The sequence below is a fragment of the Saccharibacillus sp. JS10 genome (assembly GCF_024436065.1).
Classification (GTDB): Bacteria; Bacillota; Bacilli; order Paenibacillales; family Paenibacillaceae; genus Saccharibacillus.
The window spans coordinates 195,734-220,306 of sequence record NZ_JANFNS010000004.1; the positions used below are offsets into that span (position 1 = coordinate 195,734).

Annotated in this window: 26 protein-coding genes; 16 read left to right on the forward strand and 10 right to left on the reverse strand. The window is 46.8% G+C overall.

All coding sequences use genetic code 11. From position 1 onward, the window contains the following. Nucleotides 1-9 precede the first annotated feature (9 nt). Nucleotides 10-612 carry a TVP38/TMEM64 family protein gene (locus NOM90_RS13730; protein ID WP_255942664.1) on the forward strand — a complete coding sequence of 201 codons (603 nt, stop codon included), beginning with the start codon at nt 10-12 and terminating at the stop codon, nt 610-612. 30 nt (nt 613-642) lie between these two features. Then, nucleotides 643-1,686 carry an LTA glycolipid anchor biosynthesis glycosyltransferase, IagA/BgsA family gene (locus NOM90_RS13735; RefSeq protein ID WP_255942666.1) on the forward strand — a complete coding sequence of 348 codons (1,044 nt, stop codon included), beginning with the start codon at nt 643-645 and terminating at the stop codon, nt 1,684-1,686. 82 nt (nt 1,687-1,768) lie between these two features. Here the strand turns inward: NOM90_RS13735 and NOM90_RS13740 are convergent, their stop codons facing one another. From NOM90_RS13740 to NOM90_RS13755, 4 genes are all read right to left on the reverse strand, one after another. After that, nucleotides 1,769-2,686, reverse strand: a complete 918-nt coding sequence (locus NOM90_RS13740) for an aldo/keto reductase (protein ID WP_255942667.1) — start codon at nt 2,684-2,686, stop codon at nt 1,769-1,771. 107 nt (nt 2,687-2,793) lie between these two features. After that, the gene (locus NOM90_RS13745; RefSeq protein ID WP_255942668.1) at nt 2,794-3,723 is read right to left on the reverse strand and encodes a prenyltransferase; all 930 of its coding nucleotides are present in this window, start codon (nt 3,721-3,723) and stop codon (nt 2,794-2,796) included. 143 nt (nt 3,724-3,866) lie between these two features. After that, the gene (locus tag NOM90_RS13750; RefSeq protein WP_255942670.1) at nt 3,867-4,211 is read right to left on the reverse strand and encodes a type II toxin-antitoxin system PemK/MazF family toxin; all 345 of its coding nucleotides are present in this window, start codon (nt 4,209-4,211) and stop codon (nt 3,867-3,869) included. Next, complete coding sequence (locus NOM90_RS13755; protein ID WP_255942671.1) at nt 4,208-4,474, reverse strand: AbrB/MazE/SpoVT family DNA-binding domain-containing protein; 267 nt, start codon at nt 4,472-4,474, stop codon at nt 4,208-4,210. Before NOM90_RS13755 ends, NOM90_RS13750 begins: the two co-directional genes overlap by 4 nt. A gap of 238 nt (nt 4,475-4,712) precedes the next feature. Here NOM90_RS13755 and NOM90_RS13760 point away from each other — a divergent pair, with 238 nt between their 5' ends. Together NOM90_RS13760 and NOM90_RS13765 are read left to right on the forward strand one after the other, a co-directional pair. Continuing rightward, the gene (locus NOM90_RS13760; protein WP_255942674.1) at nt 4,713-5,777 is read left to right on the forward strand and encodes an LLM class flavin-dependent oxidoreductase; all 1,065 of its coding nucleotides are present in this window, start codon (nt 4,713-4,715) and stop codon (nt 5,775-5,777) included. 876 nt (nt 5,778-6,653) lie between these two features. Continuing rightward, complete coding sequence (locus NOM90_RS13765) at nt 6,654-7,154, forward strand: SRPBCC domain-containing protein (RefSeq protein WP_255942675.1); 501 nt, start codon at nt 6,654-6,656, stop codon at nt 7,152-7,154. Nucleotides 7,155-7,211: 57 nt separating this feature from the next. Here NOM90_RS13765 and NOM90_RS13770 read toward each other — a convergent pair whose 3' ends face one another. Next, entirely contained in the window at nt 7,212-7,649 is a 438-nt protein-coding gene (locus NOM90_RS13770; protein ID WP_255942677.1) for a MarR family winged helix-turn-helix transcriptional regulator, read from the reverse strand. Nucleotides 7,650-7,770: 121 nt separating this feature from the next. Here NOM90_RS13770 and NOM90_RS13775 point away from each other — a divergent pair, with 121 nt between their 5' ends. The 4 genes from NOM90_RS13775 to NOM90_RS13790 all read left to right on the forward strand — a co-directional run bounded on the left by NOM90_RS13775 (nt 7,771) and on the right by NOM90_RS13790 (nt 11,541). Beyond that, nucleotides 7,771-8,358, forward strand: a complete 588-nt coding sequence (locus NOM90_RS13775) for an NAD(P)H-dependent oxidoreductase (protein WP_255942678.1) — start codon at nt 7,771-7,773, stop codon at nt 8,356-8,358. A gap of 110 nt (nt 8,359-8,468) precedes the next feature. Further along, a complete protein-coding gene (locus tag NOM90_RS13780) occupies nt 8,469-9,488 on the forward strand; it encodes an SDR family oxidoreductase (protein ID WP_255942679.1) in 1,020 nt (339 codons plus the stop codon). A 162-nt stretch (nt 9,489-9,650) separates the two neighbouring features. Beyond that, nucleotides 9,651-11,234 carry a histidine kinase N-terminal 7TM domain-containing diguanylate cyclase gene (locus NOM90_RS13785; protein WP_255942680.1) on the forward strand — a complete coding sequence of 528 codons (1,584 nt, stop codon included), beginning with the start codon at nt 9,651-9,653 and terminating at the stop codon, nt 11,232-11,234. Nucleotides 11,235-11,373: 139 nt separating this feature from the next. Then, on the forward strand, nt 11,374-11,541 hold the full coding sequence (locus tag NOM90_RS13790) for a DUF3934 family protein (RefSeq protein ID WP_255942682.1): 168 nt from the start codon (nt 11,374-11,376) through the stop codon (nt 11,539-11,541). A 99-nt stretch (nt 11,542-11,640) separates the two neighbouring features. Here NOM90_RS13790 and NOM90_RS13795 read toward each other — a convergent pair whose 3' ends face one another. After that, nucleotides 11,641-12,477 carry a YkgJ family cysteine cluster protein gene (locus NOM90_RS13795; RefSeq protein ID WP_255942683.1) on the reverse strand — a complete coding sequence of 279 codons (837 nt, stop codon included), beginning with the start codon at nt 12,475-12,477 and terminating at the stop codon, nt 11,641-11,643. A gap of 160 nt (nt 12,478-12,637) precedes the next feature. Here NOM90_RS13795 and NOM90_RS13800 point away from each other — a divergent pair, with 160 nt between their 5' ends. Both NOM90_RS13800 and NOM90_RS13805 read left to right on the forward strand, forming a co-directional pair. Beyond that, nucleotides 12,638-13,588 carry an NUDIX hydrolase gene (locus NOM90_RS13800; protein ID WP_255942684.1) on the forward strand — a complete coding sequence of 317 codons (951 nt, stop codon included), beginning with the start codon at nt 12,638-12,640 and terminating at the stop codon, nt 13,586-13,588. Beyond that, on the forward strand, nt 13,585-14,007 hold the full coding sequence (locus NOM90_RS13805) for a macro domain-containing protein (protein ID WP_255942686.1): 423 nt from the start codon (nt 13,585-13,587) through the stop codon (nt 14,005-14,007). Before NOM90_RS13800 ends, NOM90_RS13805 begins: the two co-directional genes overlap by 4 nt. Nucleotides 14,008-14,077: 70 nt before the next feature. On the opposite strand, the gene NOM90_RS13810 is transcribed toward NOM90_RS13805, so the two are convergent. The 3 genes from NOM90_RS13810 to NOM90_RS13820 form a co-directional block, all read right to left on the reverse strand. Further along, on the reverse strand, nt 14,078-15,061 hold the full coding sequence (locus NOM90_RS13810; protein WP_255942688.1) for a catalase: 984 nt from the start codon (nt 15,059-15,061) through the stop codon (nt 14,078-14,080). A 42-nt stretch (nt 15,062-15,103) separates the two neighbouring features. Then, nucleotides 15,104-15,397 carry a putative quinol monooxygenase gene (locus tag NOM90_RS13815; protein ID WP_255942689.1) on the reverse strand — a complete coding sequence of 98 codons (294 nt, stop codon included), beginning with the start codon at nt 15,395-15,397 and terminating at the stop codon, nt 15,104-15,106. Between the two features lie 77 nt (nt 15,398-15,474). Beyond that, on the reverse strand, nt 15,475-16,098 hold the full coding sequence (locus NOM90_RS13820; protein ID WP_255942690.1) for a DedA family protein: 624 nt from the start codon (nt 16,096-16,098) through the stop codon (nt 15,475-15,477). A 389-nt stretch (nt 16,099-16,487) separates the two neighbouring features. On the opposite strand from NOM90_RS13820, the gene NOM90_RS13825 reads away from it, so the two are divergent. Together NOM90_RS13825 and NOM90_RS13830 are read left to right on the forward strand one after the other, a co-directional pair. Next, a complete protein-coding gene (locus NOM90_RS13825; protein ID WP_255942691.1) occupies nt 16,488-17,450 on the forward strand; it encodes a helix-turn-helix transcriptional regulator in 963 nt (320 codons plus the stop codon). A 42-nt stretch (nt 17,451-17,492) separates the two neighbouring features. Next, nucleotides 17,493-18,029: a GyrI-like domain-containing protein gene (locus NOM90_RS13830; protein WP_255942692.1), complete on the forward strand. Its 537-nt coding sequence runs from the start codon at nt 17,493-17,495 to the stop codon at nt 18,027-18,029. A gap of 15 nt (nt 18,030-18,044) precedes the next feature. On the opposite strand, the gene NOM90_RS13835 is transcribed toward NOM90_RS13830, so the two are convergent. After that, nucleotides 18,045-20,366 (reverse strand): putative bifunctional diguanylate cyclase/phosphodiesterase, encoded by a 2,322-nt coding sequence (locus NOM90_RS13835; protein ID WP_255942693.1) that lies wholly within the window; start codon nt 20,364-20,366, stop codon nt 18,045-18,047. Between the two features lie 167 nt (nt 20,367-20,533). On the opposite strand from NOM90_RS13835, the gene NOM90_RS13840 reads away from it, so the two are divergent. The 4 genes from NOM90_RS13840 to NOM90_RS13855 all read left to right on the forward strand — a co-directional run bounded on the left by NOM90_RS13840 (nt 20,534) and on the right by NOM90_RS13855 (nt 24,502). Further along, nucleotides 20,534-22,048 carry a sigma-70 family RNA polymerase sigma factor gene (locus NOM90_RS13840; protein WP_255942694.1) on the forward strand — a complete coding sequence of 505 codons (1,515 nt, stop codon included), beginning with the start codon at nt 20,534-20,536 and terminating at the stop codon, nt 22,046-22,048. 174 nt (nt 22,049-22,222) lie between these two features. Next, on the forward strand, nt 22,223-23,035 hold the full coding sequence (locus NOM90_RS13845; RefSeq protein ID WP_255943034.1) for an EcsC family protein: 813 nt from the start codon (nt 22,223-22,225) through the stop codon (nt 23,033-23,035). A 106-nt stretch (nt 23,036-23,141) separates the two neighbouring features. Further along, nucleotides 23,142-24,002 (forward strand): KPN_02809 family neutral zinc metallopeptidase, encoded by an 861-nt coding sequence (gene ypfJ / locus NOM90_RS13850; RefSeq protein WP_255942695.1) that lies wholly within the window; start codon nt 23,142-23,144, stop codon nt 24,000-24,002. Between the two features lie 143 nt (nt 24,003-24,145). Continuing rightward, nucleotides 24,146-24,502, forward strand: coding sequence for a nucleotide excision repair endonuclease (locus NOM90_RS13855; protein ID WP_255942697.1), 357 nt, complete (start codon nt 24,146-24,148; stop codon nt 24,500-24,502). The last annotated feature ends 71 nt before the right edge of the window (nt 24,503-24,573 follow it).

Genomic DNA, 24,573 nt, shown 5'->3' on the forward strand with positions numbered 1-24,573 from the left:
GAGGAACCGATGATGAAGCTGTTTTCGCTTCGCAATATGATGAATGCTTCGACTGTTGCCGGGCTTGCCGCTTGCGCGACACTTGCCGTGTACGGTTTTTATACAGGTATTTTCAGTTCAAAAGAAGCGCTGGGAGCTTTTCTTCAAGGCTTCGGGGTCTGGGCACCGCTGATCTTCGTTGTGTTTCAAGCCGTCCAGGTCGTGATTCCGATCCTGCCGGGAGGTATTGCTTGCGTCGTAGGCGTATTGGTTTTCGGTCCGGTCGCTGGATTTTTATATAATTATGTCGGCATTTGTCTGGGTTCTGTCGCAGCATTTCTATTAGCTCGTCGGTACGGACAGCCGATTCTCGAAAGTATGTTCAGTCCAAAGCTGCGTGCTAAATACAATCATTGGACCGAAGGACGGCGTTTTAACAATTTATTTGCGGTTGCGATCTTTATGCCCGTCGCGCCGGATGACTTTTTATGCTATATGGCGGGAACGACCAAAATGACGTTGCGTCGGTTCACGACGATTATTTTACTCGGAAAACCGCTTGCGATCGCGGCATATAGCTTCGGCTTGAGCGCTGCGATTACGTATATTGCCAGATTGTTCGGTCTAGTGTAATTCGCTCGTAATCGGGAAGGAAGATCAAAGATGAAAATATTGCTATACGCCGGCTCTTTGAACACAGTCAGTCGCAGCGGAGTAGGCGAAGCGATTCGCCATCAACGCGAAGCGCTAGAGCGGCTGAACATTCCATATACGATGGACGAAAAAGACGACTATGATCTGGTACATCTGAATACGATTTTCCCGGATTCGCTACGAATGGCGCGCAAAGCCAAACGAAAAGGCAAAAAAGTCGTCTACCATGCCCATTCGACGATGGAGGATTTTCGCAATTCGTTTATCGGTTCGAATCTAGCGGCGCCTCTGTTCAAAAAATGGATTTTGCGTTGTTATCGCACAGCGGATTTGATCATTACGCCTACCGATTATGCCAAAGGGTTGATCGAAGCTTACGGTGCAATTCCTCCGATCGTCAGTTTGTCGAACGGGGTAGACAGCGAATTTTTTGCGCCTGATCCCGAAGCAGGTCAACGTTTTCGGCAAAAGCACGGATTGTCTCGGCAGACCAAAGTCGTGCTGTCCGTCGGTCATTATATCGAACGCAAAGGAATCTTGGATTTCGTCGAACTCGCTCGCCGGATGCCGGATCATGAATTTTATTGGTTTGGATTTACGCCGCTGTATTTGGTTCCGCCCAAAATTCGCGAAGCGGTCGAAACGAAGCTTCCGAATCTGCATTTTCCCGGTTATGTGACGCGAGGCGAGCTACGCGATGCTTATTGCGGGAGTGATTTGTTTTTGTTCGCGACCCATGAGGAAACCGAAGGCATTGTTTTGCTGGAAGCGTTAGCTGCGGAAATTCCGGTGTTGGTGCGCGATTTACCGATTTATGCAGAGTGGCTTGAAGATGGCGGAACGGTACATAAAGCACAAAGTTTAGAGACTTTCGAGCAAAAGATCCGTGGAATTACAGAACGTAGCTTGCCGAACTTGACGGCAAACGGCCGTCAGCTTGCGCTAGGTCTGGATCTAGATGCGATCGGAGAACGGTTGGTGGCGTTTTACGCAGAGACGTTGCAGCAAGAATCGGTACAACAAAGCATACAACTGCCCACGCGCGAAGCTTAATATCGTCATAAAAAAGAACCTTTGTCTGTGCTTAACGGACAAAGGTTCTTTTGGTTTTTGCGCAAACTTTTTAATTCGATCTTTACGGAAGTTTGTTTCCTGCCGCGCGGTAGATGCTGTACCATTCTTCACGGGACAGTTTTACTTCGCTAGCTTTGATGCAGTCTTGAATACGCTGAAGATTCATCGTACCCGTAACCGGCTGCATATTTGCAGGGTGACGCAGGAGCCACGCGATCGCGATCGTCGTGTTGCTTACGCTATGCGCTTCGGCAACTTTGTTGATTTCTGCGTTGAGTTCCGGGAATTTTTCGTTGTCCAAAAATACGCCTTCGAAAAATCCGTATTGGAACGGCGACCAAGGCTGAATCGTGATATCGTTCAGGCGGCAATAATCGAGAATGCTACCGTCGCGATCGACCGATTCGTCGATCAGCATGTTCACGTTTACGCCGTTAGAGATCATGTTGGCATTCGTGATACTCATTTGAAGCTGGTTCGCTACAATCGGTTGCTTTACGTATCTTTTGAGCAGATCGATTTGCATCGGTTTTTGGTTGGATACGCCGAAATGACGCACTTTACCCGAAGCTTCGAGTTGATCGAACGCCGCTGCGACTTCTTCCGGCTCAACGAGAGCGTCTGGACGATGCAGAAGCAAGATATCGAGGTATTCCGTGTTCAAGCGTTGCAAAATGCCGTCAACCGACGACAAGATATGTTCTTTGGAGAAATCGAATTGTCCGTCGCGAATGCCGCATTTGGATTGAAGAATCATCTTTTCGCGTACAGTCGGGCTCATTTGCACCGCTTCGGCAAAAATTTCTTCGCATTTCCCTCCGCCGTAAATATCGGCATGGTCAAAGAAGTTCGCGCCAGCATCCATCGATGTCTGCACGAAAGTCTCGGCTTCTTTTTTATCCAGGGAATTAATCCGCATACAACCGACTGCCACAACAGGCACGTCGAGATTGCTTGTTCCAAGCTTAATCGTTCTCATGATTTCGGTTCCTCCTCAATATGTAGAAACGTTGAAAGTCCATTTGTTGCCGTCACACATACCAATCTTCACACAAAAGTAAAACGGTTTCAAGATAGGGGGAGAAGTCAGTAGAAAATTCCGAGCCAAACCGCTAGAACGATTGCAGTCAGTAGCATCTTTTTTTCACAGGAAGTTACTGCTTCGGCGTCTTTTAAATCCACTTTTGCCAACCAATACATAGATATAGCTGCCGCTACAACGATGCCTGCTGCGCCTAACCATCGATCTGAGGTCGCAAGCCAGATCGCGGATAGCACGATGATCGCGAAATAAACAACCGCAGGCATTCGAGCGTAAGCAAGTCCGAAACGCTCGACCGCCCATACCACGCTTGTCACTTTACGCGGCGAAGCTTGACGATCCGCTTCCAAGTCGGGGATATGATGCACCATTACCCAAGCGATGCAGTACATCGCGTTGATCCAAGCATTTTGCACTGCCCATTCAGGGAACGTACCCAGCATTAGCCATGCCCCGCCTAGCCCTAGAGCAAAAGTCGAAGGAAAGGTACTTAGCCATTCGCCTGCAAAAGGAATATAGGCAAGTCGCAGTGGAGGAACGGAATAGGAAGCAGCACCCCAAATACCGATCAGAAGAATGATCGCGAGCGGAAGTTGCCCCCATATAATTAGAGCGACTGCGCAAATTAGTAATACGATCGCTAAACCTAATCCAAATTTACCGAGCGTTGCTGGCGACATATGCCCATTTTGAATAACGCGGCTTCCCCCTGATAACATTGCCGGGCTATGCTCGTCTGTCCCTGATCGGTAATCCGTATAGTCATTCAGTGCATGAGTCAGTAGCCCATGAATGAGTATGCAGCCGATCAATAGAAGAAGCGCTGTGCCGAAAGCTTTGCCTACTGAGATCGAAGGTTCAAAAAATAACGGATACATGCCCGAAAAAATAATCACGACGCTGGATGCCCCGACCGCAGCAGGTCGCATGAGGGTAAGTAGATTTTTTAACGTAATCGCCGATGCAGCGCTCAAAGCTCCAGCTCCTTTTGCAAAAATTTGGATAGGATCAAGATGTATATAACGCTTAGAAAGGGGAAGGAACCATTTTTTGGAGAAGGTTGGGCAGGATAGTCTCTTGTTCTAAATTCTATTTATAGGCTCCGTGTCTTTTGATTCTAAGCAAGAATCGAACGGACATTCAGTAAAACATTTTTCAAGCAATCAGAATTGCTGGCGATGCGATCTACGATTTTAATTTTTCGTTTTCGGACATCCAGACTTTTGAATTGATCAGTCAATATAACACCTGTGAATGCCGAATCAGAAGGAAGCGCGACTTCAAACGCATAGCCTTTTGATTGATTGGTGATTGGACAAACGACAGCAAAACCGGTCACATGGTTAAAATCGTATTCAGAAATTACGATTGCTGGACGTGTTCCAGCTTGTTCACGTCCAGCTTGTGGATCAAAGTTAAGCCAAATTAAATCTCCGCGCGAGGGAATCAAAGAAGGTGTCAAATCAATTCGTCTCCTTCAATGCCTAAATTCACTTCTCCATGTCTTTGAGCGTTGTTTTTCACTTGCGAAAGTAATGTTTTTAAATGATCTTTTAATTCATCTTCAGTTTTCAGCTGTTCAACAGGACGCAACAAAATATGATTTTCTGGAGTCAAAATAGCTTCCATCTGCGTTCCTTCTGTTAGATTCATTTTTTTTAAAAGCTGGTTAGGAATACGAATCGCGCTGCTATTTCCCCAACGACTCACTTTTACAGTTGTCATTACGCTCACTTCCTTTTGTTCCGATTATAGAGTAATTGTACACTAATGTATATACAAAAGATATACATTAGTGTTTTAATCTCTACCTTTCTACTTTTTGTAGACAATTTCCAAAACAACACTTGAAATTTACAGGCAAAAAGCTGATAATGAGTATATAAAATAATTATAGTTACTTACTTTAATAAATATAACATCCGTTCTGGAACAGTTCGGTTTATAAAAAGGAGATTCAATCATGGAAATCGGAATTAGCACCTTTGTAGAAACTACACCCGCAGACGGGAATGGACCCACAATTAGTCACGCAGAACGTATTCGCGAAGTCGTTGAAGAAATCGTACTCGCGGACAAAGTGGGTCTGGATGTATTCGGCGTAGGCGAACACCACCGCGTTGATTATGCGGCTTCGGCTCCTGCGGTTATTTTGGCGGCAGCGGCTGCACGTACAGAAAAAATTCGTCTGACTAGCGCAGTAACGGTATTGTCTTCGGCAGATCCGGTTCGCGTCTTCCAAGACTTTTCGACTGTAGATGCGATCTCGAATGGGCGCGCGGAAATTATGGCAGGTCGCGGTTCGTTTATCGAATCATTCCCACTGTTCGGCTACGATCTGAATGATTATGACGAATTGTTCGATGAAAAATTGGAGTTGCTGCTTCAAATTCAACAATCCGAGATCGTCAATTGGAAAGGCGGACACCGTCCGGCGATTAAAAATCGCGGCGTTTACCCACGTCCGGTTCAAGAAAAGCTTCCAGTCTGGATCGGTAGCGGCGGCAATCAAGAATCGGTAGTTCGCGCAGGGTTACTGAATCTTCCGCTCGTGTTGGCGATTATCGGTGGACGCCCTGCACAATTCGCGCCACTTGTGGATCTGTACAAAAGAGCGGCTGAACACGGTGGTAACGACGCTTCGCTGCTTCCGGTGGCTTCGCACTCTCACGGTTTTGTCGGTGAAACGGACGACGAAGCCGCAGAAAAATTCTTCCCATCGATGCAGTATGCAATGAACGTGCTCGGCAAAGAACGCGGTTGGGCGCCTTATACACGTCAAGGTTTCGATGCGCTTCGCGCACCGGAAGGCGCTTTGTATGTCGGCAGCCCGGAAACGGTAGCGAAAAAAATTATCGATCTGCGTAAAAAAGTCGGTATTACTCGCTTCATGCTGCACACGCCAGTCGGCACGATGAAAAACCATGATGATGTTCTTCGTTCGGTGGAGTTGCTTGGTACGAAAGTCGCTCCGATCGTGCGTGAGGAAATCGCGGCTTGGGAAGCGGCGGGCAAGCCTGCTGAGTAAAGTCGGATTTGGGCAGGCGCTTCGAGAGAAATTCGTTTCGGTCGCTTGTTGAAATCGAGAAAATTTGATTAAACTTGGATTAGGTTTTTTCTCGATTTCAAAGGCGAACATTCCATTCCTTCACTGAATTTCTCTCTCCGCTTGGCTTCTTCCGTGTGTGGTGGGGGGGAGAATTCCTATTCGCAAAAGAAGCATAGATATGAATCTATATTTAAGATTAAGCTGACTGCATCTAGCAGTTGGCTTTTTTTGCGGCGAAGTCTAGGAGCTTAGATTTTTAACGGATAGAGGGGACACTTAGAGATCGATTTGCTGGATTTTTGGCTAGAAAAGTGGGGAAAAAGAATGCTAACGGATATACAATCCGTTAGCAAAGCCAAGCGCTGAGTCTTTTGTTTAGTACGAATTTAGCCGTGTTCCATTAATATCACTAGTCAAAGGCAAAGTTTCTTGATCCGTAAAATCTATAACCAAACAGCAAAAGCCGCTCCCCAACAAGGGAGCGGCTGCTCTACACACCCAACAAAACGTGTTTGCGTGAAGCCTGAGCGGAGAGAGAAATTCAGTGAAGGTCAAGCATTTCGAAGAAATGCACTTCGGAAGCCTATGCTAGAAGCGTTCGCCTTTGTGATGCAGATTTTCCAGAGAACAACTGTCAAATTTGCATCGCTAATCGGGAAAAACCCACTATAATTCTAATTAAATTTTTCCGATTTCAACACGCGACCTAAAGGCTTTCGAAGAAAGCCACATCGCAAGCATACGCTAACGAATTTCTCTCGCAGCGGCTCCCAGCGCAAATCCCCCTTCCCAACTCCACCCTCATCCAGCTATAGTAAACATAGGTTTGACTACCATTTCGGGAGGTTGGGACACATGGGAGAAACGATCGTGAAAGCCGAAGGCAAAGAGTTTGCAATGGAGCGTCTCTTCGACGCGACGCAAGACCAAGTATTCGCTGCTTTTACCAAATGCGAGCATCTACAGCATTGGTGGGGACCAAGAGGCTGGCAACTCACGACATGTAATCTGGATTTTCGCCCAGAAGGCGCTTGGCATTACTGCATGACTTGTCAGGATGAAGCGCAAGGTGAATTTTTCGGGATGGAATCGTGGGGAAAAGCCGTCTACCAAAGTATTGATGCACCGAACTCTATCGTGTACACCGATTATTTCTCCGATGCCGAAGGCAACCTGAACGAAGAAATGCCACCGTCCGATACCACGCTCATTTTCGAGCCGTTCGAAGGTGGAACCAAAGTCATCTCCCGCACCGTATACGATTCGGAAGCTTCGCTTCAGACCGTGATCGATATGGGCATGGAATATGGAATCCGCGAGACCTGGGATCGACTCGACGACTATTTGCTGAAATAATCGCATAGATAAAAAAAGCCGCATGCCTATGAGCCTGCGGCTTTTTTTCGTAACGACTCAAGCTTTAGGACGCAATACTTTGCGCTGAATTAACGTTAACGCTTGTTCCAACTCTTGCAGTTCGTCCGCAGTCAGATCCGCAATTCGCTGCTGAAATCCTTGCTGAGCTTGACCCATGACGCGGTTCATCAGAGCTTGACCATCCGGGGATAAGCGGAAAAGTTGACGTCGCCGATCTGTATCGTCGGTCGCTTTTTCGCACAGGTTTTTTTCCATAAGCTTACGCAGTTCGCGACTTGTGTTCGGTAGTGAGAGATCGACGCAATCCGCGATTTCGCTTGGAGTCACGGGCTGGCTTACCATCATATACTCCAATATCCGATATTGAATCGGCGTCACATCTTCTTGCTTGACCCCTCGCGTTAATTCATGACTGACTTCATGTAAAGATGCTGTAAAAGCAACAAATTTTTCGAATAACATAGAATGTTCCATTCCGTCACCTCTTTTTTCAACATAGCAAAAAACTTGTCTATATACAATTATCATTTGACAACTAAATTATATTCGTGATATATATTTATTGTCAAATGATAACTAAAAGGAGAATCACATCATGAACTTGTTGCTCATTTACGTTCACCCCAACCACAAAAGTCTCAGCCATTCTTTTATGGAAGAAGTGTTAAAAGGAAGCGAAGGAAATCCGGGCGTTGACGAAGTTCGGGTAGTTGATTTGTACGAAGAGAACTTCAATCCGGTACTGGTCTTCAACGAAGACAAAAAAAGACGCGATATGCACCGTGATCCCGAACTTGCCCGTTACCGCGAGCTGCTGACGTGGGCAAACAAAATTGTTTTCGTGTATCCGATCTGGTGGGGCAGACCGCCTGCGATGTTAATGGGTTTTATCGACCGGATGTTTGCCTCGAATTTCGCTTATCGCGACAAAGGTACTTTGCTGCCGGAAGGTCTGCTCAAAGGCAAATCTGTCGTGTGCATTTCTGTCATGAAAGGCCCGACCGGATATTTACAATGGTGGCTTGGCAACGTTCATCAAATTTTGATGCGCAAAACGTTATTCAATTATGTCGGAATCCGGCATGTGAAATTTTTTGAATTCGGCAATATGGAAAGCTCCAAAGGCAGACATTCACAAAAGCTTAATAAGATTTACCGATATTTCAAAGCCGTCAATGCTTAGTTCCAAGTTTGTATTCGCTTTCTCTGCGTGCTAAGGTCTAAAGTGAACTGAAAATGGAAATGCCAACCAGCCGCAAAATGCAACTCACTTAGACGGAGGCGAACCTATCGATGAAAGCTTTATTTATTGGAGGAACAGGCACAATTAGTACAGACATCACCAAGTTGCTTTTGACGCAAGGGCATGAGCTGTATTTGTTGAATCGAGGCAATCGTAACGAAGGATTACCGGAAGGTGCAAAGCTTCTCAAAGGCGATATCAACGATGAAGCACAGGTACAAGAACTGCTTGGCGAGCATACTTTCGATGTCGTGGTTAACTTTATTGCGTTTACCCCGCAGCATGTCGAGCGCGATTACCGATTATTCCATCATAAAACGAACCAATATATTTTTATCAGTTCGGCTTCCGCTTATCAGTCACCGCCGGCGGATTATCGAATCAGTGAAGCAACGCCGCTTGCGAATCCGTTTTGGGAATATTCCCGTAACAAGATTGCGTGCGAAGACTATCTGATGAAGCAATACCGCGAAGAAGGTTTCCCGGTTACGATCGTTCGTCCAAGCCATACGTATAGCGAACGCTCGGTTCCGATCGGTGTACACGGCGCAAAAGGCCCATGGGCTGTAATCAAACGAATTCAAGAAGGCAAGCCGGTTATTATCCACGGGGACGGCGCTTCGCTCTGGACATTGACGCATAGCCGAGACTTCGCCAAAGGATTTGTCGGGCTGATGAGCAATATTCATGCGATCGGCGAAGCGGTGCAGATTACATCGGACGAGTCGCTGACCTGGAATCAAATCCATGAGATCGTCGCTTTGGCTTTAGGCAAAAAGTTAAATCCGCTTTATGTCCCGTCGACTTTCTTGGATGCGGTGAGCGATGAAGATTACCGGGGAAGTCTATTAGGGGATAAAGCCAATACGGTCGTGTTCGATAATTCGAAGCTGAAGCGTTTGGTTCCCGATTACGTAGCCACGATTCGCGGCGATCAAGGCTTGCGCGAAGCTGTTGAATATATGTTACAAAACCCGGATACTCAACAAGAAGACCCTGAATTTGATGCTTGGTGCGATAAGGTGTCGGCAGCGCTGGATCGGGCAATCTCAGAAATCAAAAACGGATAAAGTCGCTATGCAGAAAAAAGTCGTTTTGCACATTGTGCAAAGCGGCTTTTTTTGGGTAATCTTATGCGACGATAAGTTTGTTATTTAGTAATAGTTATGACAAGCATATTTATCTTATAATTAAGTAAACATAAGAGTATTAGTGAAATGGAGTAGATGAACATGGCTCAGCAATTACTCGGATATGTGACCGTCGTTTTGTTGGGTGGAGCGCTGAGTCTTTTTTTAGTCGGATATGCAATGTTTCGTTTTCGTCAGGCTCCGGGTGGACAATACTACATGCTCGCTGCATTAATGGCGTGTATTTTTTCATTCGGATATGCGTTTGAATTAACGAGTACTACTCTATCTCAGGCTAAATTTTGGATCGGAATTGAATATTTCGCTTTACCTTTTTTGCCGGTTTTTACATTGTTGATGTGTCTGGAATATACGAATATTCAGATTGGACCTTGGAAAAAGCGAGCTTTGTTTTTCATTCCATTGTTGACGTTCATTATTCAGCATACTAATGATCTTCACCATTTATATTATACATCGATGGCTTTTCGTCCTGATATTCCTTTTCTGATTATAGATTTGGGCAAAGGGCCGTGGTATTTCGTGCATACGATTTATTTATACTCGTGCTTGGCGATCGCGATCGTGGCGTTGAGTGTACGCATGTTCAAAATAAAAGGTCAATTTCGATTGCAGATTGCTTTTATGATCGCGGGATTAATATTTCCGATCATCGGCAATCTGTATTATTTGGCAGGCAAAAGCCCGTACGGGATCGATTTGGGTCCTGTATTTATTAGTATTTCGTTTGTCTTCCACAGCATGGCGCTTTTTCGGTTTCGGATGTTCAATGTCGCTCCGATTGCCCGGGAGATTGTATTCGAAAATATGGGTGACGGCGTATTGGTCTTCAATCATCAAGACGTAATCGTTGACTACAATCGGGCGATGTTACGCTTTTTGCCGGAATTGAGTAAACGAAGTATTGGTCAGACTGCGGCACAGGAACTAGTTGCGTACCCGGCGATTGCAAAATGCGTAGAAGTCGGAGGCGCAAGCGATCTGCAATTAGGTACGGAGCAAACGATTTATGTGCATATTCGCTTTTCGCCGATTCAAGGTCGAAATATGAGCCGAGCAGGACGTATTGCGACTTTTGTCGATATTACAGAACGAGTCGTACTGGAACAAAAGTTGAAAAAGCTGGCGAGTACCGACGGATTAACCGGACTGTTTAACAAAAACACGTTGATCCAAAAGTCGGAAGAAATTATACGTGAGTTATTGCCGAAAAGCCCGGGTGTATCGGTCATTATGTTCGATGTCGATTATTTTAAAAAGGTCAACGATACATTCGGGCATGAAGCAGGAGATCGGGTATTGACTGAAGTCGCGAAAGTAATCCAGCATGCCCTAGGGAAAAAAGACATCGCAGGTCGGTACGGCGGAGATGAGTTCGTACTCAGTTTGCCGAATACGACCATCGATCAAGCGGTGCGGGTTGCTGAGCAAATACGGTCTTCGATCGAGCAGTTGAGCATGGTCGTGCAAGATCAAACGATTTGCGTAACATCGAGTTTCGGTGTTTCGCATCTGCCCCCGATCATGCATTATACCTACGGCTCGCAAGAAATGCAGATGTTGATGCGAAATGCGGATCAGGCATTATACATTTCCAAAAAAAGAGGACGCAATTGCGTCAGCGTGTACGAAGAACCAGAAACGCCGACGCTTGAAGCAAATTGACACGCCAACCGCGTGTCTTTTTTTATGACTTGTCACTGACAAGCGTCTCGCGTAGGATAGAACGATAGACGTCCATACTCATCGGCAAACGATCCGCAGCAGCGGGAAGCGAAGGACGCGAAAGCGAGGCGAATCAAGCATGGCAGCAAGCAAAAAAGGCGGCACGGGACGCGGAACAGGCAAAAAAGGCTGGAACCGTTGGCAAAAGGCGGAAAACCGCAAAAAGAACGCACCGAAACCTTACAAAACCAAAGGTAAAGAAACCGAAAGTAAATCCGGCAACGACGGATCAGACGCAGCTCAATAATTTTTTCTGTCCGTTGCCGATCGATATAGTGTCGGCACAGCACCAGAAAAGACCGTATTTTCGTCATCTACGCGATGATAAAAATACGGTCTTTTTGGTTTATGGCGAATTGTGCGCAGCCATTTTGGCATTATGTTCGTCGATCGATAGGTTGAAGTTGTCCAGATTGCCAAGCTCCGTCGTATAGCCGCCGCCATGACGACCGTACAATACCATCCAGTAAAAGATCGGATACTGACGCAGCAGTTGGCGTTTTTCGCCTATTCGCACATCCGCCAATTGTTCGTAAGGGTTCCAATAATCTGCGATATTCGGCGTGATTTTGCGGTGAGTGCGTCCGCCGTCGATATATTCGCATACTTTTTCAGGCTGTAGACGTTCACGCCAACTTCCATAAAAAGTATGGGTGCTGCCATGTGTCCGGCATAAAAAAGGACGAGCAGGGTAAACGCGGCAACGTCCGTTTTCTACATCAAGCAAAGGGCAAGGAAAACTATTGCGACCGGCATGGTGACGAATATCGTGGAGTTCTCCTTCGCGATCGATAGGGTGAACGAGCGAAGCGTACATTTCTTTGTTTTCTTGCTTGAGCCGTTCTAGATTTTTCTCGGATTGCTCGAAAGCTTGAACGATTTCGTCTTTGCTCCAGTGGCGTTCCATATAGACCAGCAGCAGTTCGAATTCGACTTGTGAGACCGGGAAATAATCCGAACAACAAGAGCTGCATCCTTCTCGGCAAGGCGGTTGTTTGGGGCTGTTGGCACGGTAATCGCTAATGGTCTGTTCCACATCGCGATAGAATCGAACCATATGTGCAGCGCGGCTATCGGGCGAAGCATTTTTATGACAAAGCCGCATTTTACGTCCACTTCCGCAAAAGCAAGGCTCATTTCCGTCTGATTGATGAAGCGTATTTACTTCCGGCGTAGTTGGCATATCGCTTCACTTCCTTTTTTGAATTTCAATTTCATTATACACGTTGCATTTCGATCTGGTGAAGGAACGCTTGATTACACGATTTGACAGAGAAACCCCTATCTTTTAAAATTGATAGTAACAAAATGTTCATAACAAAAATTAAGATCGGAGCGTTCTGATGTTAAAAGAAGACGAACCGCAATACTCAGAGCCGATTCGCGACGCCAACGGCTTAACCGAAGAAGAGTTTCTTGCCACTTATAACGTTGGCGATTACGAACGTCCTTCGATTGCTGCAGATATGGTGATTTTTACAGTCGGCGGCGAACAAGAAGATAATTACCGCAAGCTGCCGAAAAAAAAGCTAAGAGTTCTGTTGATCCGGCGCGGCGCACATCCTTTTCTTCGTCATTGGGCGCTTCCGGGCGGATTTGTGCGTCCGAATGAGACGATCGACCAAGCGGCGACGAGAGAGTTGGTTGAAGAAACCGGGGTAGACCGCGTGTATTTGGAGCAGCTTCATACGTTTAGCGAAGTGGGACGTGATCCCCGTGCATGGGTCGTAAGCTGTGCGTATATGGCACTGGTCGATTCGACAGAGCTTCACGTTCAAGCGGGCGACGACGCGGATCAAGCCGCTTGGTTTGATCTGTCTTATCGACTCCATAGCGAAAGCCGAGAACGGGTAGAAGGCGGCGGCATTCGGCATATTCAGCGATATATATTGCAGCTCGAATCAACGGACGAAGAAGTTGGCAAAATAAAATTAACAGCGACCGTAGAGCGTCAGATGACGCGAACGCATAAAGCTTCTTCGGAAACGTATACGGCGGTGGATCGCGGAAATCTTGCTTTCGATCATGCTCAAATGATCGGAATGGCGATAAGTAGGCTGCGAGAGCGAGTCGAAGACTATGACCTAGCGCTACATTTGATGCCGGAATTGTTCACATTGACCGAACTGCAACAAGTATATGAAGCGATCTTGGATCGCGAATTGCTCAAAGCGGCTTTTCGTCGCAAAGCAGAGCCGCTGGTTGAACCAACCGATGGCTATACGGAACATGCCGGGCATCGCCCTTCCAGATTGTACCGAAGAAGTATCAAAGAATGGGGAGATTATTCATGATTTTCAACGAAATCGAAGGCGATTTGTTCGCTTTACCGGATGAGTATGTATTGGCACATTGTATTTCTGCCGATGCCAAGATGGGCAAAGGGATCGCAGCCGAATTCGTACGCAGATTTGATTTGCAAAGTTTGCAGGAGCAAGCGGCGAGCGAACCTTTGATTATCGGGCAATGTTATCGAAAAGATCGTGTGATCAATCTGGTTACCAAAGCCAAATATTTCAATAAGCCGACCTATAAGTCGCTGACTCAAGCTCTTCAATCGCTGCGCGACATATGCGAAGCTGACGGGATTGCGAAGCTTGCGATGCCAAGGATCGGAAGTGGGTTAGATCGATTGAGATGGGAAAAAGTTCGAGAGATTGTCCAACATGAATTTGCTGAGATCGATATTGAAATCACAGTGTGCGTATTATAAAAAAAGTTCGACCCTTTGCTTTCTGTACAAGTGTACAAAACAAAGCAGGGGTCGAACTTTTTTGCTTCTTTTAGTGTTCGCTACTGCGTCTTCGCATCGATTCCGCATACGTATGACGCCGGAAATGCAAAATCGGATCGTCGGATAACGCGATACCGTCTGGAACGACAGTAGGGTCCATTACGAGATGACGCGGTTCTTCAATCGGCTCGAATAAGACCAGACGCCCTGCATTGATTCGCAGACGATCACTCGGCCATCTTTTGGTCGGATCATCTGTCGGGTCGCCTTCTTCGCCAAATATGATGTTCAGCTTGAATGAAGGAGGCTGGGCCAACAAACGAAGTTCCAGTTCTCGCTCCAAATAATCGTCCGGCATGTTCGCTGCGTCGTGTACGGATAAAGTATGTACGCCAAGATCAGGAATCCATTCGAATTTTACCGGACGCCGCCGACCTTCTGCATCGACCAAGATATAAGCATGAACACAATAATATAGATTCGTTGCGTAACTCGCTGGAGGCTTAAGACGCTTCACAGCAAGCAGACTTTGACGGCTTTCACCGAAATGACGAGCGAATCGGCGTATCGCTTCGGATTTTGGCATTTTGCCGGCTTTGGTTCGATTGAGTGTCGTCAACATTTCCATAAACGATTTCGGCGTTCGCGCGAAAAACACGGGAACGGTCACGCCGACCATATTCGTTACTTCGCCTTCCGGCAACATAAACTGTACACCCATCCCTTTAGCCGGCGACAACATATCGGCAAGTATAGGATCAGTCGAGCTTCCAGAGAAGCGCACAATCGCTTGGGTTTCCGTATGTTGAAGATGTGGAGCTATGGTAAATGGAGCGGCTTTTCCACTTGGCAAAAACGATGCCCGGCAGCAAAAACCTCGAGCGTGAGCACGGCGGTAGCCGGGATGAACCCCGGACATTTGCTCCAGTTCGTCTACCGCGTATTTAGCTTCGGTCACAGACAAAGATTCGGAAGAATCGGTTACGCCGCCGGATGAGTGAGGAAGATAAGAATCTCCAGAGTTGCTGAACATAACGGCATTGCTCCTCTCGCTTCCTTTTTATATTTGATTTTGTTAATCGATCACAGGCTGCATCCGGTACACGTCACGGCTTGCAATAAATTTCTCGGTCGCGATTCGATATTCTTTGTAATGTTCACAGTCCAAATGAGCTTGAGCGGCTTCAGCATTTGCCCAGCGTTCGTAGAAAACAAACGTGTTCGGATCTTCCAGCGATTCATTCAATATATATTCCAGGCATCCTGGCTCGTTACGGCTAGGTTCTACGACTTTGATCAATTCTTCTCGCAGATCTTGAGCTTTACCCGGCTTGGCTCTTAGAATCGCAGTCACGGTAATAGCTTCCATCACAATTCCTCCGTTTCGAAAAATAGATAGGCAGACAGCCTTCTTCTAAGCCATTAACTCGATTATGCGGTATTGACTCACGAACCGCTTTTTACGCTTTTGCTTCTTTTCCAGAAAAAGAATCCGATACCGCCAATCGCAAGCGCACCGATGACGATATAGACGATATTTGAGAACACATCCATTTGCCCCACTACATTTTCCCACGATGCGCCTACCGCACTGCCGATATACGTCAAAATCGTATTCCATAGCAGCGAACCGATCGTGGTCAAAAGCAGGAATGAAAACAAATTCATTCGCACGCTACCCGCAGGAATCGAGATCAAACTCCGTACAAGCGGAACCAATCGACATAAAAAGACAGCCCATTTCCCGAAGCGGTCAAACCAACCGTACGCTTTGCCGACATCTTCTTTTTTCAGCCGTAACCATTTACCGTACTTCTCGACGAGAATTTCCATCCGTTCTTGCTTCAACACAGCACCGATCGCATACAGCACGGCAGCTCCGGCGACCGAGCCAAGTGTCGAAGCAATAATCACGCCGAAGACCGTCATATCGGTCTGCGTTGTCATAAAGCCTCCGAACGTCAAGATCACTTCGGACGGAATCGGCGGAAAAATATTTTCCAGAGCAATCAGCAAAAAGATACCGAAATAACCCCACTCGTTCATAAAGCTGGTGATCCAATTTTCCATTACTTTCACCTCGGTTTTCGAATGTAGGCAAGCAGATTTAGACAAGAAGAATAGATATGTAAGTGTTGATATATTTTCAGAAAAAGACTGGCGTTTTCAATTTCATAGAAATAAATAGATCGAAAATAAAGCAATATCGCCGCCAAACCTTTTCTGAACGTAGGGTCTTTTTGATCTTAAAGCAAACAAGAATACGGTTGCAACTTTGACTCGCGAGTCAGCTCGAACATGAGAAATATAAGCTTCTTCATCGTTTTACCCATAAAAGTGAAGACCTACCCGAAAAGCAGCAGCAAACGCTATTTTTCGACTTTTTACGAACGTTTGTTTGTATTATAATAAATGAAGAAGGTTTGAGAAAAAGAAGACGCGAACGAAGGAGAGATTTCATGAAGATTGATCGACTACTGGCAATTACGATCTTGTTGTTGAACCGTCAGCGCGTGAATGCAGCAGAATTGTCGTCGCGATTCGAAGTCTCGACCAAAACGATCTACCGGGATATCGAGACGTTAAGCCGAGCCGGTATTCCGATCGTGTCTTATCCGGGTATAGGCGGCGGATTTGAACTGATGGAACGTTACACGATCGGGCGTCAATTGCTGAGTCCCAGTGAGATTCAAGCTCTCCGAGCAGCGGTTCAAGGCGCGGCAAGTGTCATCGATGATCAGACATTCACAGACCTGACCGACAAAGTCCAAGCGTTACTCGGAGGGGCTTCGGAAACAAGGTTGCCCGGCGTTGTTTTTGATTTGAATACGTGGAGTGGTATTGCTTCGGTACGTGATCGGGTAGAATGTCTACGGCAAGCCGCTCGAAATGCGATCCGCGTCGAAGTTCGGTATTTGAATATGAACGGACAAGAAAGTCGTCGAATCTTGGAGCCTGCGATGCTGCTGATGAAAAGCGGGATTTGGTATTTGCAAGCCTACTGCTTGCTACGCGGGGAATTTCGGATGTTTCGATTATCCAGGATGTTGGAGCTTGCAGAGACAGGTGAACCTTTTGTGCCGAAGATCGCTCCTGCGATTGATACCGAGGAATGGAGCGGAGATTGGAGACGGAATCCACGAAGTGAAGTTACGCTGCATTTCAACAAGAACGTTCGATTGCGGGTAACCGATGAATTTGAGTCGTCGATGATTACTGAGCTGGAAGATCGCAGTGTTCGAGTCCAAGGAGAGTTTGCGCCCGATTCGTGGTTTTACGGCATGTTGCTGAGTTACGGGGATGAAGTGAAAGTCGAATCGCCTAATTTTATCGCTCAAGAATTGATGAATCGGGCAAAAAAAATTGTCGAACGGTATACCGAAAGTTTGCTTAATGTGGACATAGGGGTGTCCGCGTTATAACGATATACTAACGGGAAATCATGAACAGAGAGGAAGATTCGGATGAGTCTCGCTCATTTTTTACCCGACCATGAACAACGGACTTTCGTGCATAAGCCTGGTTTTGCGTTGACCGGTTTTGCGATCCATACCCATCGCGATCCGCAAAACGTGTGCAGCGGCGAAATTTCAGAACTTTGGCGTTCTTATTACCAGAGCGGATTGTCGCTTGATTATTGTATTCGTCGCCCATACCTCATTTATGCGCTGTATACCGATTACGAAGCTTCGGGAGCTTATACGTTTGTGATCGGTCACGAGACGGCAGTCATTGACCGAACGGCTCCGATCCCGCGAAGAAGTTTTAGTACGGAAGAAAGTGAGAGATTTCGAGCTTGGGTACCTAGCAGTAAATATCGAATATTCCGTACGAAAAAAGGAAAAGTATCGGAGGTCGTTGCGCAAACGTGGGACGAGATTCGAAGCTTTTACGAATCTTCGTCCGAACGTCGGGCATATACAGGTGATTTTGAAGTGTATGATACAAGAGATTTTGATCCAGAAGCGGCTGAAGTGTGTATTTACATTGCGATTCGTTGAGCGGAACAGACCATTTTAAGATTGCGACGTAGCTTTCAACAAGTTATTCATTTCGCTAGCTGGAACAGGATGCCCGAACAAAAAGCCTTGCATATCCAAACATTCGATCTTAGACAAAATCGCGGCTTGCTCCGGATATTCCACGCCTTCGGCAACGACAGCGATATTTAGCGTACGGGCAATATCGATGATATGCGAGACCACCTTCTGCTGGATCAAATGATTTTCCAGTTTACTTGTGAACGGTCTGGCTATTTTGACTTTATCAATCGGCAAACGTTCCAAGATCGATACAGCCGAATAGCCGATACCGAAATTATCGATACAGATTGAAATGCCGGATCTTTTCAAAGCATGAAGCTGATCGATACTTTGTTCAGGTAAAGCAACGGCTGCCGATTCGGCGATTTCAAAAATCAGCAAACCCGCAGGCAGACCTGTTTGTTGCAAAATCGATTGGACATTCTGAACAAAATGATCGCGCCGCAATTGAACAGGAGACAAGTTGACGCCGATCTTGATCGGAAAGCCCGCATCAAGCCAAGTCTTTCCTTGCATACACGCTTCATTCAGTACCCACTCGCCGATTGCCGACATTTGACCGCTATCTTCCGCGATCGGAATAAATTCGCTAGGCGGCACAAAGCCGAATACCGGATGATTCCAACGAAGTAAAGCTTCGACTCCGATCCATTCCGACGTTCGGTAGTCAATCTGGGGTTGATAGTGCAGAAGCAATTGTTCGTTTTCGATCGCTTGTTCCAAATCTTTTTCGAGCGTGAATTTACGGGAAAAAGCCATATCCATCTCGCAGTACATCCGATGATGACCTTTACCTCCGTATTTGACTTGATACATCGCAATATCCGCTTTTTTCATCAGACCGCCTGGCGTTTCGTCGTCTATCGGATATAGCGCAAGCCCGATACTTGGCGGCGTAGAGATCATATGCCCTTCAATCAGATAAGTAGGTATAAGAGTCTCCAGAATCCGCTGGGCTGCGATTCGTGCGCCTTCGCGATCGCCGATGTCACGCAAGATCAGTGTGAATTCGTCCCCGCCTTGCCGCGCTACAAAATCGGATTCCCGAATACATTTTTTGAGTCTTTTTGCCACTTGAACCAATAATCGATCTCCAATATGATGACCAAGCGTGTCGTTGACGTTTTTGAATCGATCCAGATCGATAAAAGCAATCGCAAACGTTTCTTCGAACGGCTCCGCTTCTTCGATGGTATGTTTCAACTTTTCCTCGAACGACATCCGATTCGCAAGCCCGGTTAACGTATCGTGATAAGCGAGCGAACGGTAACGACGTTCGCTTTGCTCCAATTCTTCTGTTTTTCGATATAAGTTCACTAATAATCCGTGATTTTCGACCATAATCATAATCTGACGCACGATCACCAACAGAATCGATATTCCGATCCCGACCGTGAATGCGCCTATCGTATCCGAGCCCGCAATCATGAAGAAAAAGAGAGCCACAACATTGATATAAGGCAAAATAACGCGGGGAATATCGATCTTTTCGATATTCTCTTTTTGCGTCCAAGCCGGGTTTCCGAGCGAACCATGAGGGCTTTGTAGAAATCCTGCATACCCTACGAGCAATAAACCAAGCATAAAGAACGGATCGATAAAACCGCCTGACACATAACGGTTATCGAATAATTGCAGCATATAAGCGGTATTGGCAAGCATCTGAATCAGTAAGCCGAGAAACAGAAAAAGAATCGTTTTTCGACCAAAATGGTTACGAGCGCCCAAATACAAACTGACCACGCCGAATAGCAATGCCAGAGGCGTTATCGGATACGATAAATTCAGAATTAATTTCAGCGGAGACGTTGTGCCTTCTTGAAGAATAGGCGCAATCAAATAATGCCAGCTGAACGTCGTCGCTACCGTCATGACGATCAGCACATCCAAAATGACTTTCAGAGCCCCTTCATGCTTTCTCAATTTGAAAAAAGGAACAGCGAACGCAGCAAAGTAGAAGGCGATCTGGATATTATAAAAGAGGTCAGTCCAACCCGGAGAATGAGGCGGAATAAGCAAAATTTTCTCTTCGTACAACCAGATTACCTCAGCGATAAAGTAACTGAATGTGCCAATCGATAATAAAGTCCAAAAGAGGCGGGTTTCGCGGTGGCAACGTCTTGCCGCGCCGATTAGCCAGATGGTCGCGATCAGGCTGCCGGAAGTGGCTAAAATATCTCCGCCCCACGTTGCCATATTGCTATCGTGACTCCAGACCGTGACCCAGACGCTATATAAGATAGTTAAGCAAAGAATCAGTACAAGTGCGGCTATTGTTTTAAAGGAGCTACGCATCGATCAATCCTCTTTTTCTATAGTTCTTTAGTTCTACAGTTATAATAATCGATCTGAACCGTAACGGGTATGAGAAAAATGAAAAACTGTAAAAATTCGTGCGAATGTAACCAATCTCAGAGTGAAGCGCACTATAAGGGAGAAGCAAAGCAAAAGGAGTGAACAGATTGGAGAGCTGGATCGAAAAAGCAAAAAGCGGCGATTCCGAAAGTTGGGCAATTCTTGTCGAGCGTTACAAAGGTATGGTGTTTGCTGTCGCGTATGAACGTTTAGGAGATGTTCATCTAGCCGAAGACGCAATGCAAGAAGCATTCGCGGAAGCTTTTGGCAGTTTGGAGCGCCTAGAGGAAGCTCAAGCTTTTTCGGCATGGTTGCGTACGATTGTGCGACGTAAAGCAAGCAAATTGTCAAAAAGGACAGATCGGCATAAGCCAATTCAAAGCGAGACGGAAAATAAATGGATCGATGCGGAGCCGGATACGGCAATTGTCGCCGAACGTCGGGAACTACGCCGAACACTCTATGCGTCTGTAGATGCTTTGCCGGATAAACTCAGACTTTCTGTGCGCTTATATTATTTGGAAGGTTACGCGGTTCGTGAAATTGCTGACTTTTTGAATATCTCGGAATCGGCGTTGAAAAAAAGATTGTTTGACGCTCGCCTTCGTCTTCGCTCTGCTCTGCATGTGTCTGACTTTTTTGCGGCGTTTCGAGATTTGCACGAAGGAGGAAAACATATGTTGCATATTGTGAATGGGGATCATACAGCCAATCTAATGCGAGAAGCGGGTATTCAAGGGGAAGTGGTGGTCTGGCGGGAACTGTATCCGTTCGGTCCGGTTTTTAGCGATATGGAGGAAGCTTCGGCTATTTTCACCCGTGCGGAAGTATTGGAGCGCGAGTTAGGTATTCCGCGTGCATTGTATCTGGACGGTTGTGCCGAGCAACAGCGTCAGTTGCGTAAAATAGAGGATTTCGAAGAAGTCGTTTTATGGTTCGAACATGACTTGTTCGATCAAACCATGTTGTCGTTGCTGCTGGATCGCATAGGGCGAATGCAGCGAAGGCGTACCCGGGTCAGCTTGCTGAGCATCGGCGAATTTCCCGGAGTTGAAGTGTTCCACGCGTTCGGGCAATTGAAGCCCGAGCAGCTTCAAACGCTTTCCGGCACTTGGCAGCCGGTCGGCGAAGCGCAATACGAGCTTGCTTCGCGCTTTTGGGCGGCGTATAGTTCGCCCGACCCGATGGAGCATGCCCGCTTTCTGGAAGCGGGCACCGAAGCGCTGCCTTTCGCCCGCGCCGCTTTCGAGGCGCATTTGGCGAGGCTGCCGTCCGCTTCGGACGGGCTTGGCAGTATCCAGCGCGCCGCACTGGAAGCTGCCGCTTCCGGGATATCGGCGCCCGGCGAATTATTCCGGCGCGTCGTAGACCGGTTAGTCGCCCTCGGACTGGGCGACTTGGAGTTTTGGCGGTATCTGGAGGATATGACCGCCGGTTCGTCTCCGCTGCTTTGCGTAAGCGGAAGCGGAAAGTTCCCGAAATTCGATAGCCCCGAGCCGAATTTCGAACACCGAAGATTTGAGCCGACCACGCTAGGCAAGCAAATCTTGGCAGGAGAAGCCTTTGCGCCGCCAAGCAGCGGCGCTTATCCAAATTGGGCAGGCGGATTGCGCTTAAAGTAGCAAATCGTAACCTAAATGCAATAGACGCGTATAAAAGGGTACTTTACTTATATAGACACGCCGAAATATCATTTAGCGACGATTGGAGAGATCACGATGGCAGAGGAACATCAGGAAGCCGAACATCAAGACACTCAAAATCAGAACAATGAAAATTCAAAACCCGAGACTTCTATACCGGACGAAAAGCCTGAGCTCCAAGTTGCTCTAAAAGAAGTCGAAAAATGGATGAAAGACCAGCGGAAATTACCGATTTGGGATCGGATCGCCCGAGTTCCGTTCAAATTGCTTGATAAAGTCACACCGAAATTTATCCATGCCAAAATCGGAAGTTTATTGGACGAGCTAGGCAACTATGTGCAAAACGGCGGCAAATATTTGATCGCTCGGCGTCATGTGGTTAGCGTATTGGAAAATATAGCACGCAAGCGTGGAGCGTCTGCGCCTTACCCGCTTGCGGTGATGGATGAAGCGGCAATGCGCATATCCGCGGAAAGTCGCAATATTGCCACCGCTCAAGGCGCAACGACGGGTGTCGGCGGTGTATTCACGCTAGCGGCTGATATTCCGGCTGTACTCGGCTTATCGCTGAAAGTCATTCAAGAAGTCGGCTTGTGTTACGACTACGATGCCAATCACAAAGTCGAGCGTGTATTTGCGGTCAAAGTTCTTCAATTTGCGTCTTCCGATATTGTAGGCAAGCAAGCGATACTCGAAGAACTCAATCTCAAAGCCGGCGAAGACGGCAAGCTTCCTCCTTCGATTACCGCGATGTCCAAAATCCGGGGATGGAGTGAAGTCGTGACGACATACCGAGACAGTTGGGGTTGGAAAAAGTTACTCCAAGCTGTTCCGGTAGCCGGTATCGTATTCGGAGCGTTTGCTAATCGTCAGACGCTGAGTGATGTCGCAGAAGCGGCACATATGCTGTATCGCAAACGGCGGATTTTGGAGCGATTGGAAGCTTTAGAGAAATCGAATTCTTGATTGGATCAAGCGCCTGTAAGCCATCTGCCGACGAACTTTTGGATTGCGCGTTATTTCCTGCTGTGATCGGTTAATTCTGTGTAATAGAACCCGAGGAGGAACAACGATGCAATGGAAAGGCAGAAGAGCGAGCGGGAATGTAGAAGATCGGCGAGGTCGCAGCGGCGGCGGAGGCGGGTTGAAGATCGGAGGCGGTCTTGGCGTTGTCGGAATCGTGATTGCGATTGTTATTATGTTACTTGGAGGCAATCCAAGCAGCATCTTGAATGGCATCACTTCGACCGAGACGCAGACTCAAACTCAAGGTACATACCAAGGAACGGCGCAAGAAGAAGAACTTGCCGACTTTGTCTCCGTGGTTCTCGCCGATACCGAAGATGTATGGGGCAAGATTTTCGCGGAAAACGGTCAAACGTACCGGAATCCAACTTTAGTGTTGTTTAGCGGAAGCGTACAGTCTGCGTGCGGTACGGCAAGCTCCGCTGTTGGACCTTTTTATTGCCCCGGCGATGAAAAGTTATATATTGATCTAAGCTTTTACGATGAGCTGAAGCAGCAGTTTAATGCACCCGGCGACTTTGCGATGGCATACGTGATTGCACACGAAGTCGGTCATCATGTACAGAATTTGCTGGGGACGAGCGGCAAAGTCGATCGGTTACGCCAAACATTGAGCAAAACGGAATATAATAAATATTCGGTTCGATTAGAGCTTCAAGCCGATTATTATGCAGGCGTATGGGCGCATTACGAGCAAGGTCAAAATCTGCTTGATCAAGGCGATCTCGACGAAGCGTTAAGAGCGGCGAGCGCAGTAGGCGACGATAGTATCCAGATGCAGGCTCAAGGTTACGTCGTACCGGATAGCTTCACGCACGGGACATCAGAGCAGCGTAAAAGCTGGTTCTACAAAGGATTCCAAAGCGGTACGATACAAGGCGGGGATACATTCGGCGGAAGCTTGTAATCCATAGTCAAAATAGATCAATAAGATCTACAACCTGATCTTTGATTTTCGTAGCGTGAATTGCGATTCTGTGATAGGATGGGCAACGCTAGTCGCTCTGATTTAACGCGCTAGCTATTGACTATTTAGAGGAAGTGACAATCATGATTTTGATTACAATGCCGAAGCCGGACGTCGTTATCGAAAAACAGACCGATCCGCAGCTCAGCCATATTTACGGATTTACCGATTTTCATCTGATTACCCGTGAAGAAGCCGGAATTTTTATGTTTTACGGCGAGAACGACGAGTTATTGTTTGTCGGTAAAGCACGCAAACTCAGACCCCGTATCAAAAAGCATTTTGAAGACCAAGTATCTCCAATGAAAAATCATCGCGAAGAAGTTCGTCGCATTGAAGTCTGCCTTGTATCCGATCCGACAGATCGCGAGATCTACGAGACATTCATGATTAATAACGGACGTGCCAAATATAACGTTGATAAAGTCTTTTATAAGTAAAAGATCGCTTAACTCCACTGTCCAAAAAAGCCCAAAAAGCTCTCCTTTCATGCACAATGTGTGCTTGAGAG

What these genes read in the sequence shown, in the direction of transcription:
- NOM90_RS13825 (WP_255942691.1), top strand. Translation starts at nt 16,488, where the DNA reads ATGAAGATTGATCGACTACTGGCAATTACGATCTTGTTGTTGAACCGT.
- NOM90_RS13820 (WP_255942690.1), bottom strand. Translation starts at nt 16,098, where the DNA reads ATGGAAAATTGGATCACCAGCTTTATGAACGAGTGGGGTTATTTCGGT.
- NOM90_RS13730 (WP_255942664.1), top strand. Translation starts at nt 10, where the DNA reads ATGATGAAGCTGTTTTCGCTTCGCAATATGATGAATGCTTCGACTGTT.
- ypfJ (WP_255942695.1), top strand. Translation starts at nt 23,142, where the DNA reads ATGCAATGGAAAGGCAGAAGAGCGAGCGGGAATGTAGAAGATCGGCGA.
- NOM90_RS13855 (WP_255942697.1), top strand. Translation starts at nt 24,146, where the DNA reads ATGATTTTGATTACAATGCCGAAGCCGGACGTCGTTATCGAAAAACAG.
- NOM90_RS13835 (WP_255942693.1), bottom strand. Translation starts at nt 20,366, where the DNA reads ATGCGTAGCTCCTTTAAAACAATAGCCGCACTTGTACTGATTCTTTGC.
- NOM90_RS13760 (WP_255942674.1), top strand. Translation starts at nt 4,713, where the DNA reads ATGGAAATCGGAATTAGCACCTTTGTAGAAACTACACCCGCAGACGGG.
- NOM90_RS13830 (WP_255942692.1), top strand. Translation starts at nt 17,493, where the DNA reads ATGAGTCTCGCTCATTTTTTACCCGACCATGAACAACGGACTTTCGTG.
- NOM90_RS13765 (WP_255942675.1), top strand. Translation starts at nt 6,654, where the DNA reads ATGGGAGAAACGATCGTGAAAGCCGAAGGCAAAGAGTTTGCAATGGAG.
- NOM90_RS13800 (WP_255942684.1), top strand. Translation starts at nt 12,638, where the DNA reads ATGTTAAAAGAAGACGAACCGCAATACTCAGAGCCGATTCGCGACGCC.
- NOM90_RS13805 (WP_255942686.1), top strand. Translation starts at nt 13,585, where the DNA reads ATGATTTTCAACGAAATCGAAGGCGATTTGTTCGCTTTACCGGATGAG.
- NOM90_RS13790 (WP_255942682.1), top strand. Translation starts at nt 11,374, where the DNA reads ATGGCAGCAAGCAAAAAAGGCGGCACGGGACGCGGAACAGGCAAAAAA.
- NOM90_RS13810 (WP_255942688.1), bottom strand. Translation starts at nt 15,061, where the DNA reads ATGTTCAGCAACTCTGGAGATTCTTATCTTCCTCACTCATCCGGCGGC.
- NOM90_RS13795 (WP_255942683.1), bottom strand. Translation starts at nt 12,477, where the DNA reads ATGCCAACTACGCCGGAAGTAAATACGCTTCATCAATCAGACGGAAAT.
- NOM90_RS13815 (WP_255942689.1), bottom strand. Translation starts at nt 15,397, where the DNA reads ATGGAAGCTATTACCGTGACTGCGATTCTAAGAGCCAAGCCGGGTAAA.
- NOM90_RS13780 (WP_255942679.1), top strand. Translation starts at nt 8,469, where the DNA reads ATGAAAGCTTTATTTATTGGAGGAACAGGCACAATTAGTACAGACATC.
- NOM90_RS13755 (WP_255942671.1), bottom strand. Translation starts at nt 4,474, where the DNA reads ATGACAACTGTAAAAGTGAGTCGTTGGGGAAATAGCAGCGCGATTCGT.
- NOM90_RS13785 (WP_255942680.1), top strand. Translation starts at nt 9,651, where the DNA reads ATGGCTCAGCAATTACTCGGATATGTGACCGTCGTTTTGTTGGGTGGA.
- NOM90_RS13740 (WP_255942667.1), bottom strand. Translation starts at nt 2,686, where the DNA reads ATGAGAACGATTAAGCTTGGAACAAGCAATCTCGACGTGCCTGTTGTG.
- NOM90_RS13775 (WP_255942678.1), top strand. Translation starts at nt 7,771, where the DNA reads ATGAACTTGTTGCTCATTTACGTTCACCCCAACCACAAAAGTCTCAGC.
- NOM90_RS13735 (WP_255942666.1), top strand. Translation starts at nt 643, where the DNA reads ATGAAAATATTGCTATACGCCGGCTCTTTGAACACAGTCAGTCGCAGC.
- NOM90_RS13770 (WP_255942677.1), bottom strand. Translation starts at nt 7,649, where the DNA reads ATGGAACATTCTATGTTATTCGAAAAATTTGTTGCTTTTACAGCATCT.